Genomic DNA, 12912 nt, shown 5'->3' on the forward strand with positions numbered 1-12912 from the left:
GTCACATAATTCATCACACTCAACCCTTTTAAATCAGAATTCAAAATGTTGGAATAGTTTGAAAAGAGTTCTTGATAGGGTTTGTTTGCATCTCCTTTAAAATCAAAATTGATAAGCGACGCAAATCCGTTTTCAAAATAGTTTACTTTTTTATCGCCAAAATTATAGAGTTGTTTGCCATTGATTCCGTAACCATACACTTCACCAACCAAAAAGAATTCGTTGTCATCTAGCACTTTTTTAGGATTCTCTTTTTTGTACTGTGCAAACACGTCTTTACAAACTTTAGAAAAATCTGCCCAAACATCTTCGGTGGTATGTTTTACAGTATCCACACGATAACCGTCAATTCCGAAATCGGTGATGTAATCTGCCAACCATTTCATGATGTAATATTTCGGAGCTCTTGGATAACCTGTTCGTTTGAAAAAAGCATCCAATTCGGCTACTTCTTGTTCGTAACGACCTTCTTTCTTCCATTTTTCAACCAACATTGGAGGTAATTCTACGTTTTCATTACTTTCGGTTTTAATGTCCGGAAGGTTTTCTACTAGCGTACAATCTATATAATTTTTATAGGTGTCATAAGAGCATTTCGGTCCGACACGTACCCAACTTTCCGGCCAAACCGGATCTAGTTCGGTAACAGGTCCGGTGTGGTTAATCACAGCATCTAAAACAATTCGGATGCCTTTTGCATGTGCTTTTTCTACCAACTCTTTGAGGTCTTCTCTCATGCCATAGCTTGGGTCGATATTCGTCCAATCTTTTGTCCAATACCCATGAAAACCATAGGAATTTCCGGTTCCTTCATCTACAGATCCGTGAATTTGTTCTACGACAGGTGTCATCCAAATGGCATTGATTCCCAAATCAGTAAAATAACCTTCGTCAATTTTTTGAGTTATTCCTTTAATATCACCACCCATAAAATTGCGAAGTACTCCTGTTTTTTTGTCACGTGGAATAATCTTGTCATTGTCAGGGTTGCCATTGTTAAAACGGTCAATTAGAAGAAAGTACAAGTTGGCACCTTCCCAAACAAAAGGAGTTTTGCTTTGAACGATTTCTTTTTTGGGTGAACATCCTAAAACCATACAGCATAAGATTAGTGTGAAAAAAAAGTACTTCATAATTTAATTTTTATAGTTGTTTTGCTACTGTTATGGGTATAATCAAAAGATAAGACATTATTTTTTTTATTGTAAATAAATTTTGCTTTTTTACCATTGATAGTAATTGATTTCGGTTTTTTATTCAATTGATAAATAGAAAATTCACCATTTTTCCCGTTGGAATTTATGGAATTACTTTCGATCAAAATCGTTAATTCTTTGCCTTCGATTTCAGTTTCACATTTTAGTAGTTCTGGATTGTTTGTCGAAGAATTGTTTCCTTCATCAAAATAAAATTCACGCTCGCTTGAAGTAACTTTTTCATCAAAATATAAACGCAAATCTAAATTTGAATTGGAATAATTTTGAGTAGTCTGAACGACTTTGGTCATTGGAATCAAAACGCCACTTCGTACAAAAGTAGAAATGTAATTTTTGGGCACATAAATTATTTCCGTTGAGCCACCTATGTATTTTCTATTTGAATAAAAATCAATCCAATTACTATTTTTAGGGAAATACACTTCATTAATAGACTTATTCGCTTCCATAATCGGATAGATCAAAAAATCTTTCCCCCACAAATAGCCGTCTGATTTAGTCAATAGTGCTACATTTTCCGGTTCTTCAAAAAACAGCGGACGCATCAAAGGGATACCTGTTTGCGAATTTTCATAAGCTAAACTATAATTGTAAGGAAGCATTTGATAACGCAATTCTATTGCTTGTTTTGCTAAACTTTTTGCCCAATCACTTCTAAAAACAGGTTCAGAAGCCACATCTGATTGTGCATGCGGACGAAAGATTGGATTGAAAACCCCGTATTGCAACCACCGTACATACAATTCGTCATCTAAATTTGCACCGGCAAATCCACCTAAGTCGGAGTGCATGTAGGCGAGACCTTGCATTCCCATTTGTAAAGAAATCTCTACTTGACCGGATAATCCACCCCAAGTTCGATTTACGTCTCCACTCCACGGAATCATGCCATATCGTTGCGAACCTGAATAACCTGAACGCATTAAGATAAATGGTCTTTGTGCTGGAAAATCTTTCTGATAACCTTCAAAAACTAATTTTGCCCAGTTATGTCCATAGATATTGTGTACTTCGTCAGCTGTTCCACCATACGTTTTGGCAGCAGCGGGAAAAACTTCGGGTTCACCCAAATCGCCCCAAACACCACCTACGCCTTTGTTCGCCAAGTCTTTATAAATGTCCCAAAACCAATTTTTACCTTCCGGTTTAAAAATGTCAATGATTCCGGTGTTTCCAAAATAAAAATCATACGTAAAAGGTCTTCCGATGGAATCTGTTGCCAGTATTTTTTTATCAACTGCTTCTTGCCATTTTTTGGAAGTGGTTAAAATAAATGGTTCTGTAATTGGAATAGTTTTAATGCCCATTTTAGTAAAATCAGCGACCATTTTTTCAAAAGTTGGAAAACTGTCTCTGAAAATTTCCAGATTTCCCATCGTGCCTTGTACTTCTTTTCCAAACCAATATAAATCTAGAATGATGGCATCTACAGGTATTTTGTCGTCTTGAAACTTTTGAATCGTTCGTCTCGCCTCGGCTTCGGAATGATAACCAAATCTTGAAGAAAAATTACCTAATGCCCATTGTGGTGGCAACGGTTGTTTTCCGGTTAATGTTGTATAATTAGAAACTAAATCTTCCCAAGAATCACCTACAATTATTTGATAGGTTTTGCGACCGGAAATAGTTTCGTATTCTAAAACATTTTCTTTTTTGCTATCCAAATCCAAATAACCAATAGGTGCATTATCAAAATGAACCATGTATTTTTGGGAAGAAATCACGATTGGTAGCGTGAAATTCATCAATTCCGAACGCCTTTCGTAGCCATAATCAGCTCGATTGTATAACGCCAAACGATTGCCGCGTCTATCCATTCCTAAAACACGAGCTCCACCACCATATAATTTTTCGGTGGAGTTAATATTGAATTGAATGACTTCGGTGGAATCATAGACAATATTTCCTTTGACTCTCTCAAGTGGTTCGTGCTTGCGTTTGAAATAGCCTAATTTTTCGGAAAGAAGCAACGTTCCATTTTTGTAGTAATAAATTTGAAATGGCGATTTTACAATTTGAACTTCTAAAGAACTAGTTTTTATTTCTAAATAATCAGTTGATTGTTTAAATTGAAAACCATTAGTGTTTGGTTTTAAAACAACCGCATGCGAAATGGAATTGAATTTTTCTTCTTCGGGAACAAAAGTAGTTTCAATAATTTTATCAGTATAGAATTGAATAAAATACCTTCCATCAGAAGTTTTTATCTCCAAAACGTTTTCATTTAATTGATGGGATAAGTATTTCCGATCGGCATTTTGTGCAAAACCAACTGTAGAAAGAAATACTAGTAAAAAGAGTTTTTTCATTCGTTAATTCAATTTTGTAGTAAAAATAAATGCTCCTTTTTTGTTTAAAGTCATTTCTTTATCCCAAATAATTTCTTCTCCAGTTAAAATGTTTTTCATTTTTTTACCTTTCAAATTTAGTTCTTCATAAATTGATAAATCTACTTTTGTTGACTCGTTTTTATTTAAAATCAAAACGACAATTTCATCATTCAACGTTCTAAATAAAGAGTAAACTCCATTATGAGGTGCAAAATGAATTGTTTTTCCGTCGTGAATGGCTTTGCTGTTTTTTCTGTAATTTAAAATTTTAGTCAAATAGTTTTGCATGTCTTTTTTATCAGCAGAAAGTCCATCACCGGTAAAAGCATTTACTTTATCTCCTTTCCATCCGCCTGGGAAATCGGTTCTGATTAAACCGTGATCGCCTGGCTTGGCAGTGTTTTGCATAAGTATTTCAGTTCCATAATACACCTGTGGAATACGAGGTAAGACTAAATACGTAGCTAATGCCATTTTTGTATTTTCTACATTTTCCTCCATTTGGGTAAAAATGCGATCCATGTCATGATTGTCGGGAAAAATCATCAAATCTTTGGGTGAAGCATAATGAAAATCATTGGCTAAACCGTCATAAAGTTTAGCGAAACCTTTGTCCCAACTTTCCGGTTCTTTGATGGCTTGCGGAATGATGGTTTGCATGGCAAAATCCATCGATGAACGTAAATTTGATACGTAGCCGTCATGATTAGAAGCTCCATTTTGCCAGTATCCAATCAATAAAGGATTCGTACTCCATTCTTCTCCTACAATACTAAAATTCGGATACTCAGTCATGATTGCACCAGCCCAATTGGACATAAAAGTCTTGTCAGGATAAGGATATGTATCTTGTCGAATACCGCCTAATTGAAGTGTTTCAATCCACCAAATGCTGTTTTGAATGATGTATTTTGCCAAGTAAGGATTGCGTTGATTCAAATCGGGCATGGATGAAACAAACCAGCCATCGGCCATTTCTTTTTTGTCTTTTTCGGAGGCATACAAATCTTGGTTGCTGGTTCTGCGGTGATTGGAAGTGACATATTTTTTTTCTTTCTCATACAATTCTTGATAATTTACCCAATCTGAAAAAGGTAAATCTTTCATCCACCAATGTTCGCTACCGCAATGATTTGCGACCTGATCCATGATTAATTTCATGTTATTTTGACTAAGTTTTTCGGCTAAATTTTTATAATCGGTTAAGGTTCCGAATCTCGGATCGACTTGATAAAAATCGGTCATCGCATAGCCGTGGTACGAAGCATTTTTCATGTCATTTGTCAAAACCGGAGTCGGCCAAATAGCGGTAAATCCTAGATTTTTGATGTAATCAATATGATTGGTAATTCCTTGAATATCGCCACCGTGACGTTTATAGTCGTGGGTTCTGTCTAAGGTGGTTTCTTGCATAGATTTCACGACATCATTCGCTTCATTTCCGTTGGCAAAACGATCGGGCGTAATAAGGTAAATAGCATCGGAACTATTGAAACCGATGAACTCTTCGGAAGGTTTTGATTTTGCTTTTAACTCATAGGATTGAATTATTTTTTTACCTTTTTCAGGTTCAAAAACAATGTTGAAAGTACCGGGTTTAGCGGATTTGTCGATTGCGATATCAATAAAAAGATAATTGGGACTTTTAGCTTGATTAACTTTGATAATCGATACCCCCGGATATGAAATTTTTGGCGTAGCAGCCCCAATATTGGGATGCTGCACTAACAATTGCAGGTTTTCATTTTTAAATCCGGTCCACCAGTTGGGTGGTTCAATTCGGTTGACTTGAGCTGATAAAAATGAAAATGCGAGACAAAACAGAAGTAATGAAATTTTTTTCATGATTGATTGTTTTATCTCGCAAAGTCGCAGAGACGCTAAGCAATACTTTTGCGACTTAGCGTCTTTGCGAGAGTTTATTATACGGTTACCAAACTATTAGGCTCCACCAAAATTTCTTTTCCGTTAACAAAAACAGTAATAGGTTTATTTCCTTCCAACGAAAACTTTGTTTCATTAGATTGAACTGAAACTTTTAAAATTTGATTTCTGAAATTAATTTTAAATGAAAATCCTTTCCATTGTGATGGAATTTTTGGATCAAAATGTAAAGTTTCATTTTTCACACGCATGCCACCAAAACCTTCTACAATACTCATCCATGTTCCGGCCATTGAAGTAATGTGTAAACCTTCGTGCACTTCTTTATTGTAATCATCTAAGTCCAAACGGGAGGTTCGTAAATAAAAGGTGTACGCTTGTTCCATTCTGCCTAAACCAGCCGCTTGGATTGAGTGAACACAAGGCGAAAGTGAACTTTCATGAACGGTAAACGGCTCATAAAAATCAAAATGTTTTTCCAATTGTTCTTTGCTGAAATGGTCTTCAAAGAAATAAAACCCTTGCAAGGTGTCAGCCTGTTTGATATATGGCGAACGTAAAATTCTGTCCCAAGACCATTTTTGGTTAATGGGTCGCTGACTTTTATCTAAATCAGTAACTTTTACTAGTTCTTTATCTAAAAACCCATCTTGTTGCAAATAGACATCATGTTCTTCCGAATAGGGAAAATACATATTGTCTGCTACTTCTTTCCAATGATTGATTTCTGATTGTGAGAGTTTTGCTTTATTTAAAATTCTTGTGTAATCAGTTGAATACTCTTTTTCGATTTTATTAATCTGTTGCACTGTATAATCAATACACCATTTCGCAATATAATTGGTATAGAAATTATTGTTCACGTTGTTTTCATATTCATTCGGACCGGTAACACCTAAAATCACATACTGATTTCGATAGGTTGAATAAGTGGCTCTTTGATGCCAAAAACGGGCAATTCCTATTAAAACTTCTAGCCCTTTTTCCGGAATATAGCTGTAATCTCCGGTAAAACGGTAATAATTAAATATAGCAAAAGCAATAGCTCCATTACGATGAATTTCTTCAAAGGTAATTTCCCATTCATTATGACATTCTTCGCCGTTCATCGTTACCATTGGGTACAAAGCTGCTCCGTTTTTGAAACCTAATTTCCCTGCATTTTCAATAGCTTTATCCAATTGATTATACCGATAGGCCAGTAAATTTCTAGCCACTTGCTGGTCTTTGGTTGCCATATAAAAGGGAATGCAATAAGCTTCCGTATCCCAATAAGTTGACCCACCATATTTTTCGCCGGTAAATCCTTTTGGGCCAATATTTAAGCGAGAATCTTTTCCAAGATACGTTTGATTGAGTTGAAAAATATTGAAACGAATACCTTGCTGAGCTTTCACATCGCCATCGATGGTAATATCACTCATTTCCCAAATTTTTGCCCAAGCTTTGATTTGATTTTCAAGTAATTTGTCGTAACCTATTTTTAAGGCATCAGCAATTGCTTTTTGAGCAGCTATTTGTGTGTTTTCATGATTCATGGAAACCGTGTATCCGCCTATTTTTTGAATTGTTGTAGTTTGATTTTTGGAAATAGATACTTCATATGAAAATTCAATGGTTTCATTGGAAGACGCAACATTGAAAGGCGATGTATTTACAGATATACCATCAACCAAAATGGTATTTTGCATGAAAGTAGTAGCCGTAAAGTGCGTTTTAAATGTTCTAGCTGTTACTAAAGCTTCGTTTCCATTGTTTTTAACTTCTAATGGTTCCCAGAATTTTTCTTCCCAGTTGGCATCTTCGTTATGCACGCCGGCATCAATATATGGTTTGAAAACAATTGTAGTATCCTGATTTAATGCAGTTATTTGATAATTAATCACACCTACTTCATCCAAATCAATAGAAAGAAAACGACGCACTTGCACCTCAATTTCAGTTCCGTTTTGAAGTGTTGCTATAAAAGAGCGATGGTACCATCCTTCTTTCATATTTAATTCTCTTCGAAAATTTTTCACTGCTGCACATTTGGCTAAGTCGAGATTTTCGCCGTTAATTTCGATGTTGATTCCAATCCAATTAGGAGCGTTTAATACCTTAGCAAAATATTCGGGATAGCCGTTTTTCCACCAGCCCACTTTTGTTTTGTCAGGGTAATAAATGCCGCCGATATAACTACCTTGGAATGTTTTTCCGGAGTAGTATTCTTCAAAATTCGCTCGTTGTCCCATCGCACCGTTTCCAATGCTGAACAAACTTTCAGAAGACTTAACCAGGTCTTGCTCAAATCCTTCTTCTATAATCGACCAGTTATCTGGTATGATATAATCTTGGTTCATTTTTTATTTATTCACTAGGTTTTCTATAAAATTTAAATCGATATGGGTAAAATCCGGAAACACATAATCTGCTTCATTTAAAACAGTTTCATCCCCAATTCCTATACTTGTCATTCCACCGATATTTGCGGCTTGTATTCCGGCAACGGAATCTTCAAAAACGATACATTTTTCCGGAGATAAATTAACTTTTTTGGCTCCTTGAAGAAAAACCTCAGGATCCGGTTTGGCATTTGAAACATCGTTTCCATCCACAACAGCATCAAAATAGTCGATTACTTTTGCCTTTTCTAAAATAGGTCTAGCGTTTTTACTGGCTGAGCCCAAAACAATTTTTTGATTTTTTTCTTTTAGAAAAGCCAACACAGGCAAAACACCCGGCAGAACTTCGCTTTCATCCATAGTTACTAAATAAGAGAGATATTCATTGTTTTTTTGCTTAAGCCAAATTTCTTTGTCTTCTTGTGAGGCTGCAATATTTCCCAATGCAAGGATAATTTCTAACGACCGAACGCGGCTCACTCCTTTTAATTGTTCATTGTGTTCAGGGGTAAAATCAATCCCAAGTTGTTGAGCCAATTTTTGCCAAGCTAAAAAATGGTATTTAGCAGTGTCAACTATAACACCATCTAGATCGAAAATAAAACATTTTTGATTCATTGAAGAATAATTAGTTTACTAAGGATTTTTCTTTTACCAAATAAACTGACAATCCTGCAAGAATCATTGAAATTCCAGATATGACGATGATAGCCACCGGTGAATTGTCAAAAAGAGCAATTATACTTCCACCAATAAGTCCTGCTACTATTTGAGGAATGGTAATGGTTGCATTGAATAAGCCCATGTAAACTCCCATTTTTTCAGCAGGTAAAGAACTGGAAAGCATGGCATAAGGAATAGCTAAAATTGATGCCCAAGCCATTCCAACTCCAATCATAGAGACTAAAAGTATTGTTTTGTCGTGTACAAAGAAAATGGAAGCTAACGCAAGTCCTCCCAATATTAAGGAAAAACTATACACATTTTTTCTACCATATTTTTTTGCTAAGGATGGAATTAAAAAAGCAAATATTGCGGCAATACCACTATAAAAAGCAAACATAACGCCAGTCCAATTACCTGCCTCATTAAAAGCAATTGATTTTGGGTCTAATGCCTCAGCTCCCCATACTTGATTTGCGATAGCCCTTGTGGTATAGACCCACATCAAGAATAAAGAAAACCAAGAAAAAAATTGAACAATACCTAATTGCCAAAAAATCTTCGGTGCATTAGGAATTAAACTCCAAATACTTACTTTGGGTTTGCTTTCATTGGCTTCCAAATCAATATTATTATATTCAGCATGTTCTTTTGGTGGATATTCTTTCGTTTTATAAACTGTCCATAACACACTTAATAATAAAATTGTTCCTCCAATATAAAATGACCAAACAACCGAATCGGCAACTTTTTCACCTTCGGCAGGTATATTAGCCACATTCAATTTTGAGAGAATAAAGGGTAACAACGAACCGAAAACAGCTCCAAAATTAATCAAAGCACTTTGGACGGAATAACCCAAATTCTTTTGGTCATCGTCAACCATATCGCCCACTAAAGCTCTAAAAGGCTGCATGGTTACATTAAAGGAAGTATCCATTAATAATAACATGATGGCACCAAATGCCAAAGCTGGAAGCAGATGCGTAAAATATTCCGCATTTGGCATGAAATACATCGCTAGGGCAGAAACAATTGCTCCGCCTAAAATAAACGGAACACGTCTTCCTAATCTGGTCCATGTTTTATCACTTGATAATCCAATGATGGGTTGTACAAATAGACCGGCTAAAGGAGCTGCAAGCCAAAAAAAGCCGATGCTGTGAACATCTGCACCTAAAGCTTCTAAAATCCTACTCGTATTACCATTTTGTAAAGAATAACCTATTTGAACTCCTAGAAATCCAAAGCTCAAATTCCAAATTTGCCAAAAACTTAATTTGGGTTTTTTCATTATCGTAATTGTTAATTAATATTACGATAAGCTATACTGCTTATCAAAACTTATGGGTTCGAAGTAAAAAATATAAGTCTTGATAATTAATTACAAATATAGTTTTTTTTTAATCGAAAACTATTTTTTTGAAAAAAATGTAAAACATAAGCAAAGAGGTTGATCTATTAAAAATCAATAAATTCAAGTATTGACAACAACTACAACGTTGGCGTAGATTCTCGTTCAACTAAGTGAGTTTCTATCACTTCAGTTCTGTAATGTTCATCATCTTCGTCTTCGCTTTCCAGTCTTTCGATAAGCATTTTAGCTGCTTTTCCACCCATTTTTATTCCGTTTTGACTCACTGTTGTGATGCTGGGAGAAGAGTATTTCGAGATAATACCATCTGTAAAACCTATTACAGCAATGTCTTCAGGAATTTTTAATCCTTTCTTAAGAGCAGCTTTAATTGCTGTTACGGCAAAAAGTTCATTCACGGCAAAAATGGCTTCAATAGTTTGGGTGTTTAATAAGTTTTCAATTACTTCATCACAATGATCGATGTCCTCTATTTTTAAAATTAAATTCTCGTCAACTTTAATATCGTTCGATTTTAAAGCTTTTAAATAACCTTCTGTTCTTAATTTGCCAACACTAACATAGTCAACTGTTGTTATTAGTGCAATTTTTTTCAACCCCTTATCGATTAAGGTTTGTACGGCTTGAAAAGCAGCTAAATTATCATCAATAATAACTTTGTCACACAGAATATCATTGGTGACTCGATCAAACATTACAACCGGCATCCCCTGATTAATAACTTCTTTAATGTGATGAAAGTCTTTCTTTTGCTGAGTTTCTTTTGACAAAGACATAATAAAGCCGTCAATGCTTCCATTAGCCAACATTTCCATATTGATGACCTCTTTGTCAAAAGATTCATCTGATAAACATACGATAACGTTATAGCCGTGTTCATTCGCAACATTTTCAACACCACTAATTACAGTTGCAAAAAAATGATGTACAATTTCCGGAATAATAATTCCAATTGTTTTCGTTTTCTTGTTTTTCAAACTTAAGGCGATATTGTTGGGTTTGTAGTTGTATAACTTGGCAAAAGCTTGTACTTTTTGACGGGTATCTTCACTAATTTCAGAACTGTCTTTAAGTGATTTTGAAACGGTTGAAATGGATACATCTAATTCCTTCGCAATTTGTTTTAAAGTAACTTTTCTTTTCATATTGTTTTTAAGTCATTAGTAATTTGTGAATAAAGATAATTTTATTTTTTTAGAATCGGAATTTTTGACTCTAAAATAGCGAATATTGTAAAAGTTTTCAACACGAAAACGTTTTCGGAGTCTTTTTTGCAGGTCTTTGTTCAAAACATCGTAAAATTTCCTTAAATTTATACCTCGAAGTAAAAAATATAAGCTCAAAACACAATTTTTAACCTAAACAAACTGTATGAAAACAATTTCTAAAAAGTTGTTATTTTTATTGCTTCTACTGCCCCTTAGCGTGCTGGCTCAGAGCACAGTAAGCGGGGTTGTAACTGATAAAGGATCAGCTCAACCAATGCCGGGAGTAAATGTAATTATTAAAGGCACCACTAAAGGTGCTACAACTGATTTTGATGGTAAATATTTGCTGTCAAATGTAAATAATGGCGATGTGATTGAATTCTCCTATGTAGGATTTAAGCCAGTAGATGTGACTTATACTTCACAAAAATCAATCGATGTTTCTTTGGAAGAAGAAGCAGCAAAACTAGAAGAAGTAGTTTTGGTTGGTTACGGAACTGTTAAGAAAAAAGATGCGACAGGTTCTGTAGTACAAGTTTCTACAAAAGATTTTAACAAAGGTGCTAACGTAACAGCGGAAAACCTGTTAAATGGTAGAGTTGCCGGGGTGACCATTAACACTAGTGGACAACCGGGTTCAGGATCTGCTATTAGAATTCGTGGCGGTTCCTCTTTAGGAGCTTCTAACGATCCGTTGATTGTAATTGATGGATTGCCAATTGGTGAAGTAGCTGGAGGTGCTACCTCTGTGTTAGCTTCTATCAATCCAAATGACATCGAGAGTTTTACTGTATTAAAAGATGCTTCTGCAACGGCTATTTACGGTTCTCGTGCATCTAATGGGGTGATTATTATTACTACTAAAAAAGGCGGAAAAGAATTAGCTGTTGAATATAATTTTCAATATGGTTCTGGTAATGTAGCAAATAAGGTGGATGTTTTCTCTAGTGACGATTATCGTGCTATGGTGGAAGAAAACAGACCACAGTTTTTAAATAGATTAGGAGTAGATGATCTAAACAATCCTGGAGAAAAAATCTATTACAATACAGATTGGCAAGATGAAATTTACAGAAGAACTGATTTAGTTGAAAATACGTTAACAGTGAAAGGTTCTTTATTCAAAAAAATACCAACTCGTTTATCTGTTGGGAATACGTACCAAGAAGGTCTTCGTTTAACCAGTTCATTTAATAGAAATTCGGCTAATTTAGCGATGAATCCTAATTTCTTTGAAGATCATTTAAAAGTAAGATTGAATGCTAACTTATCGAATGAAAAAAATAGATTTGCGGATGGTGTAGAAGGCGGTGCAATTCGCTTTGATCCCACTAAACCTGTTTATGATTCAAATTCAGCTTATGGCGGTTTCTTTCAGTATACTGATGCAAACGGTCTTGCCTTAAATGGTGTAAATCGTAACCCGGTTGCTGCTTTATTACAAAGAAATAACAGCACAGAAGTAAATCGTATTTTTGGAAATTTCGAATTAGATTATAAGCTTCATTTCTTTGAAGATATGAGAGCGGTTATAAATGTAGGATTGGATAAAAGTAAAGGCTGCGGTTCAAATGAATTATCTAGAGAAAATCCTGATGGTGAACGGAATGGTAATACGACAGCAATCTTAACAAATGGTAGTTATACTGAATTTACCAGTGAAAGAGAGAACACATTGTTAGATGCCTACTTAGTATACAGTAAATCATTAGAAAATTTTAGAGCTGAAGTAACAGGTGGTTATTCTTATCAAAAGTTTACCGGGTCAAGTTTCGGTTCAAAAAATTACAGAAGATTCAATGATGCAGGTAATCAAGACAATTATATTACTGAGACAGATGTTGTTCTAGT

At 35.0% G+C, this 12912-nt stretch carries 8 protein-coding genes; 1 reads left to right on the top strand and 7 read right to left on the bottom strand.

Features of this window, described 5'->3' with window-relative positions; genetic code table 11:
* From ACIQ2Z_RS11130 to ACIQ2Z_RS11160, 7 genes are all read right to left on the bottom strand, one after another.
* A partial coding sequence (locus ACIQ2Z_RS11130) for an alpha-amylase family glycosyl hydrolase (RefSeq protein WP_396184218.1) occupies nt 1-1133 on the bottom strand: 1133 nt, incomplete at its 3' end.
* Nucleotides 1130-3526: a TIM-barrel domain-containing protein gene (locus tag ACIQ2Z_RS11135; protein ID WP_396184219.1), complete on the bottom strand. Its 2397-nt coding sequence runs from the start codon at nt 3524-3526 to the stop codon at nt 1130-1132. The genes ACIQ2Z_RS11130 and ACIQ2Z_RS11135, both read right to left, overlap by 4 nt.
* A 3-nt stretch (nt 3527-3529) precedes the next feature.
* Nucleotides 3530-5392: a glycoside hydrolase family 13 protein gene (locus ACIQ2Z_RS11140; RefSeq protein WP_396184220.1), complete on the bottom strand. Its 1863-nt coding sequence runs from the start codon at nt 5390-5392 to the stop codon at nt 3530-3532.
* 77 nt (nt 5393-5469) lie between these two features.
* Nucleotides 5470-7773 (bottom strand): glycoside hydrolase family 65 protein, encoded by a 2304-nt coding sequence (locus ACIQ2Z_RS11145; protein WP_396184221.1) that lies wholly within the window; start codon nt 7771-7773, stop codon nt 5470-5472.
* Between the two features lie 3 nt (nt 7774-7776).
* On the bottom strand, nt 7777-8433 hold the full coding sequence (pgmB, locus tag ACIQ2Z_RS11150; protein WP_396184222.1) for a beta-phosphoglucomutase: 657 nt from the start codon (nt 8431-8433) through the stop codon (nt 7777-7779).
* A gap of 10 nt (nt 8434-8443) precedes the next feature.
* Entirely contained in the window at nt 8444-9772 is a 1329-nt protein-coding gene (locus ACIQ2Z_RS11155) for an SLC45 family MFS transporter (protein WP_396184223.1), read from the bottom strand.
* A gap of 200 nt (nt 9773-9972) precedes the next feature.
* Entirely contained in the window at nt 9973-10998 is a 1026-nt protein-coding gene (locus ACIQ2Z_RS11160) for a LacI family DNA-binding transcriptional regulator (protein WP_396184224.1), read from the bottom strand.
* Nucleotides 10999-11224: 226 nt separating this feature from the next.
* Here ACIQ2Z_RS11160 and ACIQ2Z_RS11165 point away from each other — a divergent pair.
* Nucleotides 11225-12912: SusC/RagA family TonB-linked outer membrane protein (locus tag ACIQ2Z_RS11165; RefSeq protein WP_396184225.1), on the top strand; the 1688-nt coding region annotated here is incomplete at its 3' end.

This window comes from Flavobacterium sp. (assembly GCF_044361015.1).
Classification (GTDB): domain Bacteria; phylum Bacteroidota; class Bacteroidia; order Flavobacteriales; family Flavobacteriaceae; genus Flavobacterium.